At 66.3% G+C, this 20,208-nt stretch carries 15 protein-coding genes and 1 pseudogene; 9 read left to right on the top strand and 7 right to left on the bottom strand.

Annotated features, from left to right (window positions below; all coding sequences use genetic code 11):
- Positions 1-21: 21 nt before the first annotated feature.
- Both B7R93_RS06010 and B7R93_RS06005 read right to left on the bottom strand, forming a co-directional pair.
- Entirely contained in the window at positions 22-1,368 is a 1,347-nt protein-coding gene (locus B7R93_RS06010; RefSeq protein ID WP_232798089.1) for a TolC family protein, read from the bottom strand.
- 135 nt (positions 1,369-1,503) lie between these two features.
- Positions 1,504-2,073: a TetR/AcrR family transcriptional regulator gene (locus B7R93_RS06005; protein ID WP_103019918.1), complete on the bottom strand. Its 570-nt coding sequence runs from the start codon at positions 2,071-2,073 to the stop codon at positions 1,504-1,506.
- A gap of 458 nt (positions 2,074-2,531) precedes the next feature.
- Between B7R93_RS06005 and B7R93_RS06000 the strand changes: the two genes are divergently transcribed.
- Positions 2,532-3,770 (top strand): NAD(P)/FAD-dependent oxidoreductase, encoded by a 1,239-nt coding sequence (locus B7R93_RS06000; protein ID WP_103019917.1) that lies wholly within the window; start codon positions 2,532-2,534, stop codon positions 3,768-3,770.
- 10 nt (positions 3,771-3,780) lie between these two features.
- On the opposite strand, the gene B7R93_RS05995 is transcribed toward B7R93_RS06000, so the two are convergent.
- The 3 genes from B7R93_RS05995 to B7R93_RS05985 all read right to left on the bottom strand — a co-directional run bounded on the left by B7R93_RS05995 (position 3,781) and on the right by B7R93_RS05985 (position 6,861).
- On the bottom strand, positions 3,781-4,428 hold the full coding sequence (locus tag B7R93_RS05995) for an NUDIX hydrolase (protein WP_232798078.1): 648 nt from the start codon (positions 4,426-4,428) through the stop codon (positions 3,781-3,783).
- Positions 4,429-4,728: 300 nt separating this feature from the next.
- A complete protein-coding gene (gene icd / locus B7R93_RS05990) occupies positions 4,729-5,961 on the bottom strand; it encodes an isocitrate dehydrogenase (NADP(+)) (RefSeq protein WP_103019916.1) in 1,233 nt (410 codons plus the stop codon).
- Positions 5,962-6,114: 153 nt separating this feature from the next.
- Positions 6,115-6,861, bottom strand: coding sequence for a polyprenol monophosphomannose synthase (locus B7R93_RS05985; RefSeq protein WP_198598601.1), 747 nt, complete (start codon positions 6,859-6,861; stop codon positions 6,115-6,117).
- A gap of 342 nt (positions 6,862-7,203) precedes the next feature.
- Here B7R93_RS05985 and pdhA point away from each other — a divergent pair, with 342 nt between their 5' ends.
- The 6 genes and pseudogenes from pdhA (at position 7,204) to B7R93_RS05955 (ending at position 14,911) form a co-directional block, all read left to right on the top strand.
- Complete coding sequence (gene pdhA / locus B7R93_RS05980) at positions 7,204-8,616, top strand: pyruvate dehydrogenase (acetyl-transferring) E1 component subunit alpha (protein WP_103019915.1); 1,413 nt, start codon at positions 7,204-7,206, stop codon at positions 8,614-8,616.
- Between the two features lie 32 nt (positions 8,617-8,648).
- Positions 8,649-9,653 (top strand): annotated as a pseudogene (locus B7R93_RS05975) (pyruvate dehydrogenase complex E1 component subunit beta); the annotation flags it as partial.
- A 94-nt stretch (positions 9,654-9,747) separates the two neighbouring features.
- Positions 9,748-11,133, top strand: coding sequence for a pyruvate dehydrogenase complex dihydrolipoamide acetyltransferase (locus B7R93_RS05970; protein ID WP_103019913.1), 1,386 nt, complete (start codon positions 9,748-9,750; stop codon positions 11,131-11,133).
- A gap of 48 nt (positions 11,134-11,181) precedes the next feature.
- Positions 11,182-11,985, top strand: a complete 804-nt coding sequence (locus B7R93_RS05965; RefSeq protein ID WP_103019912.1) for a metallophosphoesterase family protein — start codon at positions 11,182-11,184, stop codon at positions 11,983-11,985.
- Between the two features lie 121 nt (positions 11,986-12,106).
- Positions 12,107-12,820 (top strand): energy transducer TonB family protein, encoded by a 714-nt coding sequence (locus B7R93_RS05960; protein WP_103019911.1) that lies wholly within the window; start codon positions 12,107-12,109, stop codon positions 12,818-12,820.
- Between the two features lie 93 nt (positions 12,821-12,913).
- On the top strand, positions 12,914-14,911 hold the full coding sequence (locus B7R93_RS05955) for an alpha-ketoacid dehydrogenase subunit alpha/beta (RefSeq protein WP_103019910.1): 1,998 nt from the start codon (positions 12,914-12,916) through the stop codon (positions 14,909-14,911).
- Between the two features lie 255 nt (positions 14,912-15,166).
- Here the strand turns inward: B7R93_RS05955 and B7R93_RS05950 are convergent, their stop codons facing one another.
- Positions 15,167-15,595, bottom strand: a complete 429-nt coding sequence (locus tag B7R93_RS05950; protein WP_103019909.1) for an inorganic diphosphatase — start codon at positions 15,593-15,595, stop codon at positions 15,167-15,169.
- 9 nt (positions 15,596-15,604) lie between these two features.
- Entirely contained in the window at positions 15,605-17,494 is a 1,890-nt protein-coding gene (gene aspS, locus B7R93_RS05945; protein ID WP_103019908.1) for an aspartate--tRNA ligase, read from the bottom strand.
- A gap of 234 nt (positions 17,495-17,728) precedes the next feature.
- Here aspS and B7R93_RS05940 point away from each other — a divergent pair, with 234 nt between their 5' ends.
- Together B7R93_RS05940 and dut are read left to right on the top strand one after the other, a co-directional pair.
- Positions 17,729-19,645: a peptide MFS transporter gene (locus B7R93_RS05940; RefSeq protein WP_103019907.1), complete on the top strand. Its 1,917-nt coding sequence runs from the start codon at positions 17,729-17,731 to the stop codon at positions 19,643-19,645.
- Positions 19,646-19,724: 79 nt separating this feature from the next.
- On the top strand, positions 19,725-20,177 hold the full coding sequence (dut, locus tag B7R93_RS05935) for a dUTP diphosphatase (RefSeq protein ID WP_103019906.1): 453 nt from the start codon (positions 19,725-19,727) through the stop codon (positions 20,175-20,177).
- Positions 20,178-20,208 lie beyond the last annotated feature (31 nt).

Genomic DNA, 20,208 nt, shown 5'->3' with positions numbered 1-20,208 from the left:
GGCAAGGGGGGAGCGCGGTGGCTATTGGGTCATCGACTGCTCCGTGAGCAGCTCGAGGCGGTAGACGGTCACGTTGTGCTGGTAGAGGGCCCGGAGGGAGGCGAGGCGCCGCTCGGCGAGGGTGGCCTCGGCCTGGAGCAGGTCCGTGGTCCGGGCCATGCCCTCCCCGTAGCGGTTCGTCCGGATGCGCAGGCTCTCCTCCGCCTGGGCCACGGCCGTCCGGGCCTGCTCGATGCGCTCGCGAGCGGCCCGAAGGTCGCGGCGGGCGGACGTGATCTCGACGTCGTTCTCGAGGGCCTGCTGCTCCAGGGCAATTTCGGCGCGGTGCTGCCGGGCCTCCGCCTCCTGGGCGCGCCCAATCTGCTGGAAGCCCTCGAACAGGCTCCACGACAGCGAGACGCCGGCCGTCCAGCTCTGTCCGCTGGTGCCGAAGGGGGCGTCGTCGTACCAGCCGGCGGTGCCGCGGGCGTTCAGGGTGGGCACGAAGGCCAGCCAGCGGGCCCGCGTTTTCTCCTGGGCCGCGTCGGCCCGGGCGCGGAGGGCGCGCATGTCGGAGCGGCGCTGGTTGACGGCCTCGAGCGACACGTCGCCCACCAGGGTAGATTCGCGCGTCAGCGAATCGGTCGGCTCAATGCGGACGTTCTCGTCGAGCCCGATCAGGAAGCGCAGCCGGTCCGCAGCGTTGTCGCGTTGGGCGACGGCCTCGCTGCGCTGGCTCTCCAGCTCCGAGACGCGCACCTCCGCCGCCAGCCGGTCCGCCTGGTTGATGATGCCCTCGTCGAAAAGCGCCTGGGCCTGATCGCGGTTGGCCCGCGCCGCGGCCAGGGCCGAGTCGATGACGCCCACCTGCCGTTCGGCCAGCAGCAGTCCGTAGTACCCCTTCTTGACCCGAAACGCAACGACAGCCTTGGTGCGTTCGGCCTTGTGGCCGGCGGCGCGGGCTGCGTCGGACGCTGCGCGCCGCTCAACGATGCCGTCCAGGTTCAAGATCGGCTGCTCCACCTCCACCTGCGTGCCGTAGAAGTCCACCCGATCCGGCGTATTGAGGGCGCCTAACTGAAGGTCCTGCTGCGCGAAGCGCTCCTGCCGGAGCTTGCTGCCGAAGGCGTTGACGGGATCGGTCGTGTACAGTCCCTGCTCGCGGGCGGTGATTCGGGGGAGAAAGACGCCGAGCGACTGCCGCTTGCGGGCCGTGGCCGCGCGGCGGTCCGCGTCTGCAGACCGGACGGGGAAGCTCTCCTTCTGGGCACGGGCCAGCGTCTCGTCCAGGGAGAGGGACAGCACGGCGGACGTGTCGTCATTGACGATGGACGCTGGCTGCGCCGTCCCACGCATCGGGAGAACGGCAATTAGGCCGAGCATCAGCATCCACGGCACAATCCTCGTCTGGACTCTAGATATGAGTGATCGTTCACTCACAATTCGGAGATACATGATTACTCGGGGATGCATGATCACCTAGACAGGTTCGGAGTGTAGAAATCGGTGCGGCACCCTTGTTGCTCAGCTCGGGCGAGCCGCCGCCAGCCGGCGGGCCGCGTCAACCGTCTGGTCGATCGCGTCCTGTGTGCTTGAAGAAAGGGTGTCGGTCTTCAGGAAAAGAACGGTACGCTGAACCATCGCGAGAATCCATCCGGCAACGAGGAGGGACGAGGTCTCCCGAAAGACGCCTTGTTGCGCGCCTTCGTCGAGCACACGGGCGAACAGCCGGATCGGGGAGGGCGGGGAGTCGTTCCCGCTCCCGCTCACGATGCCCGATTCCCGGGCCGAAAGCAGGTAGGTGCACGAGGCGGGCCTGGAGGCATAAAAGTCAAAGACACCACGCACGAGCGCCTCCAGCCGATGGGTCGGGGCGGAGGTCTCCTCGTCGGCGTCCGTGAGAGTGTCGCGGAGTTGACTCAGGCAGCGGCGGTAGAGCCACTGGGCGAGGTCCGCCTTGCCGTCGAAATGGCGGTAGAGCGTCCCCTCAGCCGCCCCGGCGTGCTCCGCAATTTCACGAGTCGTCGTGGCCTCAATTCCGTTCTCGGCAAAGAGGGCGAGGGCGGCCTCGGAAATGTCGTCTCGCTTGGTCATGGGGGGAGGCGAATGGGGGAAAAGACCCGTCTGGGGGAAGCTGATGAACGTCGGAGGAAAGACTGCCTTTTCAGTAAGGGCGTCACCTAGGTGCTGTGGATGGGTCCCATTTTCAACCCGAAAAACTGTGAGTGAGTGATCACTCACCGTCGTTCTATGGCGATTGCCAGTATGGGTTCATCGGTTCGCGAGGAGTTCAAATACAGAGGGAGGCGTCCTCGTACCGAACGGTCAGTACGTCTCCATCGGAACCTTCCGGGTTAGGCACCAATGCCAACAATGAGTGATCAATCACTCACAACGCTGTATTTCCCAACGAGACGGTACTCACCGTTTCTGCCCTATCGGCCTCTCGACGCGGCACGGGCAGCGAAGCTGATGGGGGCTTTGTACTTCAAGGGAGACCTTGCCTCGTGGGGGAGATTTTCTGCCTCTCGTTCTCAATGGATGACCGTTCGATGTCTGAGCCGTTGCACCTCGTCTTGGTCGGCGGGGGACACGCCATGTTGCCCAGCCTCGCCCATGCGCGGGAATGGACCGATGCCGGGATCAACGTGACCCTCATCGACCCCCAACGCTGGCTCTACTACTCGGGCATGGTGCCGGAGCACCTGGGCGGGGTGTACGCGGTCGACGACATTCGCATCGATCTGCGGCGAATGGCCCGTAAGGCAGGCGCTACGCACGTGGCGGCTCGGGCCACGGCCCTCGATCCGGAGACCCGCGTGGTCACGACGGGGGAGGGGAAGACCATCCCCTACGACGTACTGGCGATCGATGTCGGGGGCGTAAATCCGGCCCTGCCCGACGCCGCGGTGGGCACCAAGCCGATCCATCGCGTTCGTGCCCTCCGTCCCCACTTGAACCAGGTGCTCGACGCCCCGACGGAGACGCTGGGCCTGACGATTGTAGGGGGCGGTGCGGCCGGGGTAGAGGTGGGCCTCAACATCACGGGACGGTTCGTGGGGGCCAGACGGGCGGCAGATCTCTCGCTGACGGTTGTTGAGCAGTCGGGGAAGATCCTGCCGGGATTTCCTGAAGGCATGCGCGCCTATGCGTCCCGGCTGCTCCGAGAACGAGGTGCGGCCATTCGGACGGCGACCACCGTCGACGCGGTGCACGGAACCGATGCAGACGGCACCCAGGTAGACATGCGGACGGATACGGGTGAACACGATACGGTTCACCCCGACGCGGTGCTCTGGAGCACCGGGGCCGTTGCTCCGCCTCTGCTACGCGAAAGCGGGCTGTCGACCGATGATCGGGGCTTCTTGCACGTGACCCGTCGCCTGCGCACTCCCACCCATCCCCGCATCTTTGCCGCCGGCGATTGTGGGACCATTCCGGAGTTGGACCTGGACAAGGTGGGCGTGCACGCCGTGAAGCAGGGGCCGGACCTCCGGGCGAATCTCGACACCACGCTACGTCGACTCGCCGAGGACGGCTCGGCCCCGGTCGCATCGGACCTGACGGCCTTTCGCCCGTACCCGGTTGCGCCGCTGTTGCTCTCAACCGGAGCGCGCCGCGCTATCTGGACGGCGGGTCCCCTGTGGACGGCTCGCTCGGGGTTCCTTCGGCTCAAGCACTGGATCGACCGGCGGTGGATCCAGCGCTACGCGCCAGAGCAATGGGGAGCGGTAGGCTGGCGCTCCCTAATGGGGGCCGAGGCGGCATCGAATCCCGATGTCACTGAATAGGGACGGGCGGCTAGTCGGCCGATGCCGTCGCGTCGCGCACCACGGCCAAGAACTCGGCCAGCATCATGGCGGTGGCGCCCCATACGGTGTGTCCGGCCACGTCGTAGTACGGCACGTCCACGTTCCTCCCGTTGAGGAGGCGGGTCTCGGTCGTGCGGGGGGCCGGGTCTAGAAGGCGAGGGAGGGGGACCTGCAGAATCCGTCCGACCTCCGCGTCGGTGGGGCGAAGGGAGGCGGTGGATGGAGCGTAGCCCACGAAGGGATGTGCGCAAAAATTGGAGGGCGGGATGAAGAGCGGCGTCAGGGCGCCGAGCAGGTCCACCGACGTGGGAGATAGATTCACCTCTTCCTCCGCTTCCCGCAGGGCCGTGGCGGACAGCGGCTCGCCGTTCTCCCGCCGGCCCCCCGGAAACGAAATCTGACCCGCATGGTCGGAGAGGTGGTCGCGCCGGACCGTTAGCACCACAGACGGGCCTGCGTCGTCTGGGTGCAGGAGCAGGAGCACCCCGGCCTCCCGACAGGCTCGCGCGTTCACCGAGAGGTCGGCCTGCCGGGCCGAATCCCGCGGGGCCATGCGAAGATGTGCCTCGTGGCCCGGCAGCGGATCGCCCAGGCGTTCGGTGAGACGGGGCGCAAGGCTGGAGAGCGAGACGGCCATGAGCGGATGCAATATGCTGGACGAACGGGACGCAAACAGAGAAACGGCACCGTGGGGGCCGCCACGATGCCGCTCTTTTGCCGAGAGGGAAAGAGAAGAGCGTCTAGGGGGCAGCTCCGCCTCCAAGAACCTGTTTTAATTTTGGATCGGATGGAGAGAGCGAGCATCGATGAGCCGAAAATCGGCGCATGGTCGAGGGCTGTCATGGGGCCGCCCGAGACCGGAGGCGATGTGCAGGCCCTCACTGCCGCTCGGAGCCCCGAGACAGAAAGTGAAACAGGTTCCAAGCACTCGGAACAATTATCCCATGTTCTCCACCACGGCCTGCCCGAACTCGCTGCACTGGAGCAGCTCGGCGCCCTCCAGGTTGCGCTCGAAGTCGTACGTCACGCGCTTCTGCTGGATCGTTTTCGCCAGGCCCTCGAGAATGACCTCGGAGGCCTCGTTCCAGCCCATGTACTCGAACATGAGGCGGCCCGACAGCATGAGTGCCGACGGGTTGACCTTGTCCTGGCCGGCGTACTTGTTGGCGGAGCCGTGCACGGGCTCGGCGAGGCAGGCGGCGTCGCCGAAGTTGGCACCCGGCGCAATTCCGAGGCCGCCAATCTGGGCCCCACAGGCGTCCGACAGGTAGTCGCCGTTCAGGTTCGGCATCGCCAGCACGTCGTACTGGTCGGTTCGCGTCTGCACCTGCTGCAGCATGTTGTCCGCGATCCGGTCGTTCACCACGACTGCGTCTGCGGGCGGGTCGCCATCGCGCTCCTCCCAGAGGGTGTCCTCGGTGATCACCTCGTCGCCGTACTCCTCCTTGGCCACCTCGTAGCCCCAGTCGCGGAAGGCCCCTTCGGTAAACTTCATGATGTTGCCCTTGTGCACGAGCGTTACGAACTGCTTGTCGTCGTGCTCCAGGGCGTAGTCGATGGCCTCGCGGACGAGCCGCTTGGTCCCAAACTCCGTAATCGGCTTGATGCCGATGCCCACCGGGCCGTCGTGGATGGTCTCGTCGAAGCCCATCTGCTCCTCGACGAACGCCCGGACCTGCTCCGCGCCCTCGGTCCCGGCCTCCCACTCGATGCCGGCGTACACGTCCTCGGTGTTTTCCCGGAACGTGACCATGTTCATCTGCTCCGGATTTTTCATCGGCGAGGGCACGCCGTCGATGTAGTAGGTGGGGCGGACGTTGGCGTAGAGGTCCAGCTTCTGGCGCAGGGCGACGTTCAGCGACCGGAAGCCGGCGCCGACGGGGGTCGTGAGGGGGCCCTTGATGCCGACCCGGTGCTCGCGGAGGGTCTCCACCGTCTTCTGGGGCAGGAGCTCGCCAGTGCGTTCCTTGGCCTTTTCGCCGGCCAGCACTTCGGTCCATTCGATGGCGCGTGTGCCGTCGTAGGCCGTCTCCACGGCGGCGTCGAAGACCGGACGGGCGGCGGCCCAGATGTCCGCCCCCACGCCGTCGCCTTCAATGTAGGGAATGATGGGGGTATCGGGAATGTGGAGGGTGTCGTCCTCCACCGTAATGCGTTCGCCGGTGGTCATGGTCGGGGTGCGTTAATCAAAGAAAGAGGATGAATGGGCGGACGCGGTGGGAATATTGACACTGCATTTGGTTAACGTAAGGCGTGGCACCGACTCTCTCCAGTAGGAGACCGAAGAAACGAGGACGCCCCCGGCCCGGAGAGCGTCCGCGGTCTAGAGCCGCCCGAGGAGGTCCTGGAGTCGGAGCTCCCATACCTTCAGGGCCGCCTCCACCACAATTTCGCGTCGCATCTTCGACTCGCCCTCGGTCCGCTCCGTGAAGACGACCGGCACTTCTTTAAACTGGAAGCCCGCCCGCCAGGTGCGGTAGTGCATCTCGACCTGGAAGGCATAGCCGTCGGAGTTGACGTGATCGAGCGGCAGGGACTCCAAGACGCGCCGGTGGAAGCACTTGAACCCGGCCGTTACGTCCAGCAGGGGCAGGCGAGTGATGGCCCGGGTGTAAACGCCGGCGCCGTACGACAGGACGAGCCGGGAGAGGGGCCAGTTGATCACGCGGACGCCCTCCACGTACCGCGACCCGATGGCGAGGTCCACCTCTCCGTTCTGCACCGGTGCGAGGAGACGGGGGAGGTCGCTCGGGTCGTGGGACAGGTCCGCGTCCATCTCGCAGATGTAGGTGTAGTCCCGGGCCAGGGCGTACCGGAAGCCGCGCAGGTAGGCCGTGCCGAGGCCCAGCTTGCCGCTTCGCTCGATCAGGTGAACCCGCTCGGGCGCGTCCGCCTTCCGGGACTGCACCACGTCGGCGGTTCCGTCGGCCGAGTTGTCGTCCACGACGAGAACATCAATCGGCGGCGACTGCGCCAGCACCTGATCGATCACCGGGCCGATGTTGTCGGCCTCGTTGTAGGTGGGGATGACAACCAAGGCGTCGGGGATGGGGGGAGAGGGGGCGGACACCGGAGACGAGGGAAGAAGGGAGGGGCAATGACATCATGGAGACGGTCCGTAGCGCGGGGCGGCCGCCGGCACTTGGGCCGCCAGCACGAAGAACGTATAAGTGATGGGACAGGGCATTTCCGAATCCACCGGCAGGTTTTAATGAAAAACGGGTTTCAGCAGCCGTGGGGGGCTCGAAACCGAGGGGGGATGTTGAGATACAAGGGCTTGGCAAAATTGCTTCTTTGGCTGATATCGCTGACACTGTTCAGCCTTCCGCGGCGACTGTCCGGTGTTGACCCTGACTGATGGGGCCGGCACTCGCCGACGCACGGTTCTATTCATCCATCCTCGCCGCACGTCATGGCTGACGACACCTCGGGCCCCGATCCCAATTCCGGTTCGAATGGAAGCCTCAACGGGGGCGCCGACCTTCCGGAGGGGTTCCCGCACGCGTCCCAGTTGAAACAGGCCGGCATCACGAGCCTTGCCGACCTGCACGACCTGGAGTCGTTGGAAGATCTGGCCGGCATCGGTCCGGCCTACGCACGTGACATCCAGAATGCCCTTGAGGAGTCTGACGTGGGCGCGCCGGCTGCCGAGGCCGCCAATGGGGCCTCCCCCGAGGCCGCGACCACTGAGAAGCGCCCAAGCCCTCTCTCGGAGGAGGAGTCCGAAGCGCCCGTGGGCGGGGCGGCCACCCAGCAGACCACCGACATTCCGGAGGGGCCGCTCGAAGAGACGGTCACGTACGAGACCTATCCCGCCGACACGTACGGGCACGAGGAGATCGGCTTCGCGGACGAGGAGGTGCTCGACCTGCTCCGCAACATGCTGTTGCAGCGACGCTTCGAGAACCGATGCCGTCAGATGTATCAGCGGCAGAAGATTTCGGGCTTCCTGCACCTGTACATTGGTCAGGAAGCGGTCTCAACGGGCAGCGTCAACGCCATCGATCTGGGGGAGGACTCGGTCATCACGGCCTACCGTGATCACGGCATGGGACTGGCGATGGGCATCACGCCCGAGGAAGGGATGGCGGAGCTGTTCGGAAAAGAGGCGGGCTGTTCGAGCGGGAAGGGGGGCTCGATGCACTTCTTCGACGCCGAGAAGAAGATGATGGGCGGACACGCCATCGTGGGCGCGCACCTGCCGCTCGGGGCGGGCCTCGCGTTCGCGCACAAGTATCGGGGCGACGACAACGTGTGTCTGTGCTTCTTCGGGGACGGGGCAATGCATCAGGGGGCGTTCCGCGAGGCGTGCAACCTGGCCGGCATCTACGAGCTGCCCATCGTCTTCGTCTGCGAAAACAACCAGTACGCGATGGGGACGGCGGTGGACCGGGCCTTCAGCAAGCCCGACCTCTTTAAGCACGGCTACAACTTTGACTTCCCCGCGTCGTTGGCCAGTGGGATGGACGTGTTCAGCGTCAACAAGGCGGTGCAGGACCACGTGGAGAACTACGCCCGCAACGACCAGCCGTCGCTTCTCGAAGTGCGCACGTACCGCTACCAGGGCCACTCCATCACCGACCCGGCCGAGTACCGAGGGGAGGGCGAGCTCGACCAGCGCCAAAGCCAGGATGCCATCAATCGCCTGCAGGACTACATTCTTGAACGGGACCTGGCCACCGAGGCCGACATGGAAGGGATCGACGAGGCGGTGAAGCAGCGCGTCAAAGACGCCATCGACGCGGCGAACGAGGCGTCCTTCCCGGACGAAGAGGCGATTTACGACGACATCTACACGCAGGACGACTACCCCTTTATCGCGTAGGGGAGCGTTGCGCGTCGAACGTTCAACCGTCAACACCCAACCCAACACCATTCATGGCTACGCTGGAATTCCGCACGGCGCTCCGAGAAGCAATGAGCGAAGAGATGGAGCGTGACGATGACATCTTTCTCATCGGAGAAGAGGTTGCCGAGTACGACGGCGCCTACAAGGTGAGCGAAGGCATGCTCGACCGCTTCGGGCACGACCGGGTAATCGACTCTCCCATCAGCGAACTTGGGTTCGCGGGGCTCGGCATCGGGGCGGCGATGAATGGACTCCGACCCATCGTCGAGTTCATGACGTTCAACTTCTCGTTCGTCGCCTTCGACCAGGTCATCAACAACGCGCCCAACATGCGGTACATGTCGGGCGGCCAGTTTGAGGTCCCCATTGTTTTCCGCGGGCCCAACGGGGCGGCCGGCCAGCTCGGGGCCACCCACTCCAACTCCACCGAGGCCCTGTACTCCAACATCCCCGGCCTCAAGGTCGTGTCGCCGTCCGTGCCCGACGACGGCAAGGGACTGCTCAAGACGGCCATCCGGGACGACGACCCGGTGGTCTTCCTTGAGAGCGAGCTCATGTACGGGATGAAGCGGGAGGTGAGCGAGGAAAGCGACTACACGATCCCGATCGGCTCGGCCCGTGTGGCCCGGGAGGGCAGCGACGTGACGATCGTGGCGCACAGCAAGAGCTACCACATTGCCATGGACGCCGCGGAGGCGCTCGGCGAGCAGGGCTACGAGGCGGAGGTCATCGACCCGCGCACCATCAAGCCGCTCGACATTGAGACCATCGTGGAGTCGGTCGTCAAGACCAATCGGCTGGTCGTGATCGATGAGAGCACCCCCTTTACCAGCGTGGCGTCGGAAATCACGCACCAGGTGCAGGACCGCGCGTTCGACTACCTCGACGCGCCCATCCTGCGCGTGACGCCCCCTGATACGCCGGCCCCCTACGCGCCGAACCTCATGGACGCGTACATGCCGGGCGTCGACGAGACGGTCGACAAGTGCCTTCGGGTCCTCTACGCCGAGTAGCGCACTGCCGGTCTCGACGCCTGGGGCCGGTCGTCGAGACCTGTGCCCCCCGCATTCGACTTCTGTACTGTACTTTGAACTTCGACATTGACCCATGGCGATTCCAATCGAAATGCCCAAGCTGAGCGACACCATGGAGGAGGGAGTCCTCTCCGCCTGGCTCGTGGACGAGGGGGAGGAGGTGTCGGCGGGCGACGTGCTGGCTCAGGTGGAGACGGACAAGGCCACGATGGACCTGGAGGCGTTCGACGAGGGGGTGTTGCTCAAACAGGTGATCGGGGCGGGCGACGCCGTGCCCATTGGAGAGCTGATTGCCGTAATCGGAGAGGCGGGAGAGGACATCTCCGACCTCGTGGGCGAGGGGAGCGGCGACGGGGCCGCAGCCGCGGAGCCGGAGCCGGACGCGGAGGCCGGAGCCGAAGACGCAGCGGCCGGGTCCCCCCCGGATCCAGAGCCCGCCCCGGAGCCCAGCGGCGACGGACAGCTGGCCGAGCGGACGCCGGAGCCGGTGCCCGCCGAGACCGATGCGGAGGGGCGTCGCATCAAGGCGTCCCCGCTGGCCCGTCGCATCGCGCAGGAGAGCGACGTGGAGCTGGCCCAGGTCGACGGATCGGGGCCGAAGGGCCGCATCGTACGCCGGGACGTGGAGGCCCACCTCGAGAAGGAGACGCCCGCGCCGGAGCCGACCCCTGCCCCCGAGCCCGAAACTGCCCCCGAGCCAGCGCCCCAGCCTGAGCCGTCCGTTCCGGAGGCGCCGTCCTACGCGATGCCGGGCGAAGAGGCCGCGTACGCGTCGGAGGACATCACGCAGATGCGGAAGACGATTGCCCGGCGCCTGGCGGAGAGCAAGTACTCGGCCCCGCACTACTACCTCACGGTCGACGTCGACGTGGAGGCGGCGATCGAGGTCCGCAGAGACCTTAACGAGCTGGCGGAAGAGCAGGGCCGTGCGAAAATCTCCTTCAATGATTTCATCACGAAGGCGTGCGCCCTCTCCCTGCACGACCACCCGTACGTCAATGCGGCCTACCGGCCCGACGAGGGCGAAATTCACAAGCACAACCGCGTGCACATCGGCATTGCCGTGGCCATCGACGAGGGGCTGATCACGCCCGTCATTCGTGATGCGGACCGGAAGGGACTCTCCGAACTCGCCCGCGAGACGCGAGCGCTGGCCGAGCGGGCCCGCGACCGGGATCTGGACCCGGAGGAGTTCGAGGGGGCCACCTTCACCACCAGCAACCTCGGCATGTTCGGCATCGAGGAGTTCACCGCCATTATCAATCCGCCCAACTCGGCCATTCTGGCCATCGGTGAGATCCGCGACACCCCCGTCGTCGAGGATGGCGAGGTGGTTCCCGGCACGCGCATGAAGGTGACCCTCTCCTGCGACCACCGCGTCGTGGATGGGGCCAAGGGGGCCCGCTTCCTCGATACGGTGAAGTCGTACCTGGAGGAACCGATGAACCTGCTGTTGTAGCGTTGAGCGTGCGAACGTTGAGCGCGTGACGTTCCGATCTGCAACGCCATGACGATTGCTCACATCTCCGACCTCCACTTTGGACGCATCGCCGACTCGGGGGTGGTGGAGGCGCTGGTGAAGGAGATCAACGAGACGAACGTTGACCTTGTGGCCGTGAGCGGGGACCTCACGCAGCGGGCCCGTCCGACCGAGTACGCGGCCGCCCAAACGGTGCTCGACGCGCTGGGGCCGCCCACCCTCGTCGTGGCGGGCAACCACGACGTCTACCCGTGGTGGCGGCCCCTGAAGCGACTCCGGGTGCCCCTGGAGCGGTACAAGCAGTTCATTACGGACGACCTCGCCCCCACCTTCGAGGCCAATGGCGTGGCCGCGCTCGGCCTCACGTCTGCCTACGGGCCGTCGATCAAAGGCGGACGCATCGGCCCGGCCGACCGGGCCGCCATGCGCGAGTTTTTCTCGGGGATGGGGGACGAGTGCATCAAGGTTCTCGTGGTGCACCACCAGCTTCACCCTGCGGCCATCGGGCCCATCAGCCCGCACCCCGTGGCCCGACAGGCACAGCAGACCCTTGCGGTGGCCGGAGAAGTGGGCGTCGACCTTGTTCTCTGTGGGCACCTCCACATCTCTGCCATCCAGCCCTTTGAAACCATCCCGGGCACACCGCGCATCGTCGTCGCCAGTGCGGGCACGGCCACGAGCAATCGCTGGCGTGAGCCAATGGGCCCGATCAATGTCTACAACGTTGTCTCCGTCGGGCCCGATGCCTTCTCTATCGAAGAGCGACGGTACGTCCCCGAGGAGGGCCGCTTTGTCCACGACAGTGTGACGCGCTTCGACCACACAGAGTGACGGTGGTCGGAGACCGACGGAGGAGAACGGCACGACGAACTTTTGGCGGGCCGGGGCCGTCCAACGTGATTACTGACGGTACCGCCACCCGTCCTCCTGTTTCCACAACTTCGCGCGTCCCATGTCCCGCAGCGACTGGATTGGGCTGACCAGTACCGTCCTCCTGCACGGGGGGCTTGCCCTTCTCTTTGCGTTTCTCACGGCGTCGCGCCCCCGGCCGGCCCAGCTCGGCTACGTCGAGGTGGAGTTTGGCGAGTTCTCGCCCGGACAGCCGGTGGAGGCCACCGAGCAGGTGGAGGCGACGACCACGCCGGAGCCGCAAGAGGAGGCGCCCGAGCCGGAGACCGAGCCCGAGGAAGCGGCGGAGGCGCCCGAGTCGGAGCCGGTCAACCTTCCGGAGGAGGAGCAAAGCGAGGAGTCCGTGCCGCCGACCGAGGAGGAGACGACCGTGCCGGAGGCCGAGGCCCAGCCCGAGACGGACCAGCAGGCCGACCAGCAGGAGCCGAGCGAGGAGCCCGGCGAGGAATCGGGCGACCCAGGATCGGGGACGGAGGAAGAGGCCGCCGCGCCCTACGACATTGAGGGGCTGGACCGGGACCCGGAGCGTGCCCCCCTTCCGCAGTACGCCGAGAAGGTGAACGCCCGCATTCGGGTTCAGATTACCGTCAATCCGGACGGGCGCATCGTGCGGCGCGTGCCCCTCCTGAAGGGGAATCCCAAGCTGGAGGCCGCCGTCATGGATGCCCTGCAACAGTGGCGCTTCAACGCCCTGCCGCCCGGGGCGCCTCAGGAAAACCAGACCGGTACGGTCACCTTTACCTTCCGATTGGAGTAGGAACTCATCGGGACAGCGCGGCCGTCGCCCCCCTCTGTCTGCCGCCCTGTTCACAGAAATCATCGTCAGTCTGCTTCTCGAACCACCGGTTCCATGTCTCCCCCAGAGTCTCTCGTCGATACGGTTCCCGACCTTGATGCCGAGGCGCTTTCCCGGGCGCTTCTGGAGCCCCGTATTATCGAAGAAAAGATGCTGACGCTCATCCGGCAGGGCCGCATCGCAAAGTGGTTCAGCGGGTACGGGCAGGAGGCCATTTCTGTGGGGACCACCCGGGCACTGGACGACCGGGACTACCTCCTTCCGATGCACCGCAACCTGGGGGTATGGACCACGCGCGACGTGGACCGAGAACGCCTTTTTTGTCAGTTGATGGGGAAGGAAGGGGGCTTTACGAACGGGCGGGACCGGACCTTTCACTTCGGACTGCCCGAGAAGAACCTCGTGGGCATGATCTCACACATGGCCGCCATGTTGCCGGTGGCGTGCGGGCTGGGGCAGGCAATCCGCTACCGCGATGCGGACCGTGTCGCCTGTGCGTTTTGTGGCGACGGGGGCACGCGCGAGGGCGACTTCCACGAGGCGCTCAACCTGGCGTCGGTGTGGGACCTGCCGGTCCTCTTTTTGGTGGAGAACAACGGCTACGGCCTCTCGACGCCCACGGAGGAGGCGGTGGCGCCCGACGACATTGCCGATGCGGCCGCGGGCTACGACATGCCGGGACATGTGGTAGATGGCAACGATGTGTTTGCCGTCATCGACGCCGTCCGGGAGGCGCGAGCCCACGCCCGCGCCGAGGGGCCGGTGTTGCTAGAACTGAAAACGTTCCGCGTGCGGGGGCACGAAGAGGCCTCCGGCACTGCCTACGTCCCCGACGAGCTCATCGAGGAGTGGACCGAGAAGGACCCGATCGACCGCTTCACGGATCGGGTGCGGGGGGAGGGGCTGCTCGGGCCGGACGCGATCGAGGGCATTCGGGCCGATCTCGAATCAACGGTCGACGAACTGGCCGAGTGGGCGCTCGGCCAGCCGGAAGTGAGCAGCACCCCCGAGGCCGAGCGCGACGCCGTCTTTGCGCCGTCCCCTGACCCCGACCCTCCGTCCTCCGACGTGAAGACGGAAGAGACCCGCTTCATCGATGCCCTCCAGGACGGCCTCTGGGACGCGATGCAAGACGACGAGGACGTGGTCCTGATGGGGCAAGACATTGCCGAGTACGGCGGTGCCTTCAAGGTCACCGACGGCTTCGTCGACGAATTTGGCAACGAGCGCGTCCGCAACACGCCCATTATCGAAGACGGCGCCCTTGGGGCCGGGATGGGCCTGGCCCTCGAAGGCCTTCCGGCGGTGGTGGAAATGCAGTACGCGGACTTCATCTCGTGCGGCTTCAACCAGACCGTTAACAACTTGGCGACCACGCACTACCGGTGGGGGCAGCCGGTCAACGTGACGATTCGGGCGCCCTTCGGCGGCGGCATCGGGGCCGGGCCGTTCCACTCCCAGTCGCGAGAGGCCTGGTTCGCCCACACGCCGGGCCTGAAGGTCGTGGTGCCCGCCACGCCCCGCGACGCGAAGGGACTCCTCCGCACCGCTCTCGCCGACCCCAATCCGATCCTTTTCTTCGAGCACAAGAAGCTCTACCGGTCCATTCGGGGCGAGGTGCCGACGGGCGAGTACACACTGCCGTTTGGGGAAGCCCGGGTGGCGCGCGAGGGGAGCGACGCCACGATTGTCACCTACGGCGTGGGCGTGCACTGGGCCCTGGAGGAGGCGGAGCACCAGGCCGCCGAGAACGGGGTGGAGCTGGAGATAGTGGACCTGCGCACGCTCGTGCCCTGGGACCGCGAGACGGTCCGCCAGTCCTTGAAGAAAACGAACCGCCTGCTGGTGCTCCACGAGGCGAGCCGGACGGCCGGCTTTGGGGCCGAGGTGGCAGCGGAGCTTGGGGAGATCGGCTTTGAGCTGCTCGACGCCCCCATCACGCGGGTGGCGGCCGAGGACCTGCCGGTGCCCAACGCCAAGCCGCTGGAGGACGAGATTTTTTCTGCGGAGGCTCGCCTACGGCCGACGGTCGAAGACCTGCTCGCTTTTTAGGGCGCGGAGTGGGGGGCGAACCGGGCGGCCCCACCCGGTAGAGAAAACCAAGAACAACCGTCGCGTCGGCGTCGTCCGCTGCTGATGCAAACGACCGAGTACAGCGGCGATGAGGCAGAATGCAGCACGACCCACATCGGTGTTACGCCGTCTCAGTTCCGGGTGCTTGCCGCGTGTGTCGACGCGACGGAGACGGTCCGGCGACGATAGACAGGCACGGTGTCCGGTCCACTGCGCGCACGAGACGGGGCCCGTTCAGTCGGCCCTGTTCCAGAGCGCTCGCATCTCTCGGCGGAGGACGAGTACGCCCTCCAGCAGGGTCCGGTCGTAGTTGATGAAACCGTGTGCGGTATAGACCTCGGCAGGGGTACAGTCGTAGAGCAGCTTTGCTTCCCGGTCCCGCTGCCGGTGGTCGGTCGTGAGGAGGGCCCCCACGAGTCCGGTCGTGCCCTGGCCCACGAACACGTCGAGCGCGTCTCCGTCGCCGCCCCGCGTGCCGTTCACGTAGCCGTAGTCGAGCGGATAGACAATAGACGGATGCTCGGGGTGGGCCGTCGTACGGGGCCGTTCGACCGTGAGGCCATGTGTCTCGATGCACCGGGCCCACGTCGTCCAGGCAAGGTGCTCACGGACCGCCGGGCGGAGGGCCTGGAGGTCCAGGGGTGGGGAGAGGGGTGTGGGCATGGGGCAGGCCTACGAGGCCAAGCGCTTGCGCTGGGCGATGCGGGCGGGCGGCTCCACGTCGGGCGGGAGGTCGAGGCGGAGCGCCAGGGCCTCTAGCTGCTCGGGGTCGACCCAGTCGGGCGACTTCACCATCGGCTCTTGGCCGCTCTGCGTCTTGGGAAAGGCGATCACGTCGCGGAGCGAGTCGGCCCCGGCCAGCAGCATCACGAGGCGGTCGAGCCCCAGGGCGATGCCCCCGTGCGGCGGGGCGCCGTAGCGGAGGGCGTCGAGCAGGAACCCAAATCGGTCCTGTGCCTCGTCCTCGTCGATCCCGAGCACATCGAAGACCTGCATCTGCGTCTCGTGGTTGTGGATGCGAATGGAGCCCCCGCCGATCTCGTTGCCGTTGAGCACGAGGTCGTAGGCCCGCGCCTGCACCTGGGTGGGGTCCTCCTCCAGCATATCCACGTCGTCGGGGTGCGGGGCCGTGAAGGGATGGTGCATCGAGACGGGGCGCCCGGCTTCCTCGTCGTATTCCATGAGCGGAAAGTCGGTGACCCAGAGGAAGGCGTCTGCGCCCTCGTCGGCGGGCGGTCGCAGGCCCAGTTCTTCGCCCAGGTGGAGGCGCAGGTCGCCGGCCTGCTCGTACACGGTGGGCGGATTGCCGGCCAGAGTAAGAATCAGGTCGCCCGCCTCGGCGCCCACCTGCTCGGCGGCGGCCCGCCCGTACTCGTGGGGCAGGGCGTCGCCGCTCAGGTTTTGCTCCAGGCCGGAGCCGTCGGACGGCAGCTGAAAGTAGATGAGCCCGGCGGCGCCGATCTCGTCGGTCACGTAGTCCTCCAGCCGGTCCATCGCGGCGCGGCCCCGGTCGCCCTCGCCCGGCACCCGAATCGCGACGATGCGCCCGCCGTCGTCCACGATCGACTCGAACACGCGGAAGCCACTTCCCGCAAAGCACTCGCTCACGTCGTGCAGCTCCAGGCCGAAGCGCGTGTCCGGCTTGTCGGTGCCGTAGGTGCGCAGCGCCTCGTCGTAGGTCATGCGGGGGAAGGGCGTCTCCAGCGTCGTGTCCTCCAGGGTCTCCCAGAGGTCGGCCATGAGCCCTTCCGTGAGCGTGTAGACCTGTTCCTCGGTGGCGAACGTCATCTCCACGTCGATCTGCGTGAACTCGGGCTGTCGGTCGGCCCGCAGGTCCTCGTCGCGGAAGCACTTTACGATCTGGACGTAGCGGTCGAGCCCGCCCACCATGAGCAGCTGCTTGTAGGTCTGCGGCGACTGGGGGAGCGCGTAGAAGCGGCCCGGGTGGAGGCGGCTGGGGACCAGAAAGTCGCGTGCGCCCTCCGGGGTGGATTTCATGAGCACTGGGGTCTCCACCTCCAGAAAGTCGTGGGCATCGAAGTAGCGGTGGGTCGTTTGGTAGAGCCGGTGGCGCAGTTCGAGGTTCTCCTGCAGGCCCGGCCGGCGAAGGTCCAGGTATCGGTGCGCCAGGCGCAGGTCCTCGCTCGTGTTCATCTGCCGCTCCTCGTGGGCGCTCACGACGAAGGGCGGCGTCTCGGAGGTGTTGAGCACTGCCAGGTCGTCGGCACTCACCTCGATGGCCCCGGTCGGGAGGTCCGGGTTGACGGCCTCTTCGCCGCGGGGGCGCACCGTCCCCTTCACGCTAATGACGTCCTCCCGGCGCAGTTGGCCCGCGACCTCGTACGCCGTCTGATTGTCCTGGGGTGAGAAGACCACCTGCGTGAGGCCGTGGCGGTCGCGCAGGTCCACAAACACGAGGCCGCCGTGGTCGCGCCGGGTGTCGACCCATCCTTTCAGGACGACCGCCTCCTCGTTGTCGTCGGCACGGAGGTCGCCGCAGGTGTGCGTGCGGGCGGGATGGGTGTCCTCCGAAATGAGGTCGGCGCGAGAGGAGCGTTCCATAGTGGACGTGGGTGCTCGGGTGAGAAGAGCCAAAACGAGGAGATGAATCAATGTACCAGCCCGAACGGCAGAGTCAATCCCCGGTTCGTCCTCACCGTGAATTTAGACACAGAATTAGACAGAGCGGTAGGCATCCGTTACATTCTCAGCGTTCATAAGGACTCTACAACCGTCCCGCTGAGCAACGCTTCTCTTGCGCCCGACGCATCTTTCCTATTGATTCCCAGGCCCCAAATGGCAGCAAGCGGTCCCTCGTCCGACGAGTCAATGCAGAATGGAGGAGCCCGAGCGCCGGCCGGGGGAGAACCTGTGGCCGCCGTCGACCGGCGGGACTTCTTTGGCCACCCGCGCGGCCTCGCCACACTCTTCTTCACGGAGCTCTGGGAGCGATTTAGCTACTACGGACTGCGGGCGCTCCTCGTCCTGTTCATGACGGCCCCGGCCGGCGCGGCGGCGACGAACCCAGGGCTCGGCTTTGGCACCGAGAAGGCCACGGCCGTGTACGGTCTGTATACGGCCTTTGTCTACCTGCTGGCCCTGCCCGGCGGCTGGGTCGCCGATAACATCTGGGGGCAACGGCGGGCGGTCTTCGTCGGGGGCTGTGTCATCGCGGCGGGGCACTTCAGCCTGGCGATGCCGGCCCTGGGCTTTCCGGGTGTGTCCTCCTTTTATCTCGGGCTCTTTCTCATCGTGGTGGGCACGGGCCTGCTCAAGCCCAACATCAGCACCATGGTGGGGGACCTTTACCCGGAGGGCGGGGCCCGCCGTGATGCAGGGTTTTCGGTCTTCTACATGGGAATCAACTTTGGGGCCATCTTGGGCCCTACGCTCTGCGGGTGGCTGGCAGAGAATTACAGCTGGCACTGGGGCTTCTCGCTGGCGGGCTTCGGCATGCTGGTGGGACTCATCTCTTACAAGCTGGGGGCCCCCAACCTTGGGGAGGCCGGGCTGCTCGACGCCGACGATGAGGAGGCCGTGCACCGAAAGAGCCGCACCTTCTACCTCCTCACGGCGCTCGTGACGGCCCTCATCGTTGCATTCGGGTTTCTGGCTACGTCCGGGGCCATCGCTGTCACGCTCACCCAGGTGGCCGAGGCGGTGGGCGTGGGCATCATCCTCGTGACGCTTCTCTTCTTCGCCTACCTTACGCTCGAATGGACGGGCGTAGGGGCGATGACGGCCTTCTTCGTGGTGGCCAGTCTCGCGGCGGGTCAATTTGTGGAGGGGGCGACCCTGGCGTCCCAAATTGGGGTCGGCGCAACGGTGCTGTTCTTCGTGCTGGTGAGTATTGCCCGCCTCGTGGCGCCACAGTACGACGTGTCGCTGAAGCGTCGGCGGTATCTCGTCATCTACTGGCTGTTTCTCCTGTCGGCCCTCTTCTGGTCGGGCTTCGAGCAGGCCGGCTCCTCCCTCAATCTGTTTGCCCGCGACCTCACGGCCCGCGACTTTGGCCCGTTTGCGCTTTCGCAGACCTCGGCCCTCGTGGGGGCCTTCGTCCTGATTGGGCTGCCGGCGGCGTACGTCGGCTATCGCATGTTTCAACGGGAGAACCTCTGGTGGGTAGGACGTGCGGGCGTGAGTCTGCTCGGCGCCCTCGTGGTGGGTTTCCTGGGCTACCTCGCCTACCAGATTGCGGGCGGATGGACCATGCCGGCCAGCATGCTGCAGAACATCAACCCGACGTTCATTGTCCTCCTTGCGCCCGTCTTCGGGTCGTTCTGGACGTGGCTTGCGAACCGCAACGCCAACCCCTCAATTCCCGTCAAGTTCGGGCTTGGGCTCCTTGGCCTGGCCGCCGGGTTCTTCGTGATTGCGTGGGGCGCCTCGCAGGCGACCGCCGATACTCCCGTGGGCGCCCACTGGCTCGTCGTCACCTACTTCCTCCACACCTGTGGCGAGCTGGCCCTCTCCCCCGTTGGTCTCTCGTCGATGACGAAGCTCGCGCCTGAGAACCGCGTGGGCCAGATGATGGGCGTCTGGTTTGTGTCGACGGCCCTGGGCAACCTGTTCGCCGGGCTCATTGCCGGCCAGCTGGAGGCCCTCGACCCCTCCGGGCTGTTCACAACGGTGGCCATCATCATCGGGGGCGGTGGCCTGGTGGCCCTGCTCGCCGCACCGTCTGTGAAGCGGCTCATGGGCGACGTGAAGTGACAGACCGACGGGCACGGGTCCCCTTCGTACTTGCCTCTTCTCCTTTTTCTTTTTCTTCCCCTTTTCCCTGAACGCCCTGATGATCGACGTTTCCATCACGCGCCTGCCCCACGCTAAGGGGCTCGACCTGCCGAGTTACGAGACGTCCGCGAGTGCGGGCATGGACCTGCGGGCGGCCGTCCCGGCGGACGCCCCGGTGACGCTGGAGCCGAGGGCCCGTACCCTCGTGGATACGGGCCTGAAAATGGCGCTGCCGGAGGGCCATGAGGGCCAGGTGCGACCGCGGAGCGGGCTGGCCCACGACCATGGGGTCACTGTTCTCAACAGCCCCGGGACCATCGACGCCGACTACCGGGGAGAGGTGAAGGTGCTACTGGTCAACCACGGCCCCGAGCCCTTCGTGGTCGAGCGCGGCATGCGCATCGCACAGCTCGTGGTGGCCCGCCACGCCCGCGTGGACTGGGTGCGCCGAGAGGCCCTTGAGGAGACCGTGCGGGGCGGCGGAGGCTTTGGTTCTACGGGGACCGAGTAGGCCGGGAAAGAGGGCACTCCGGCGGGCATGA

The organism is Salinibacter altiplanensis, assembly GCF_002894645.1.
Lineage (GTDB): Bacteria > Bacteroidota > Rhodothermia > Rhodothermales > Salinibacteraceae > Salinibacter > Salinibacter altiplanensis.
The sequence above is the reverse complement of the archived record's forward strand: the minus strand, read 5'-3'. Positions and strand labels throughout refer to the sequence as shown.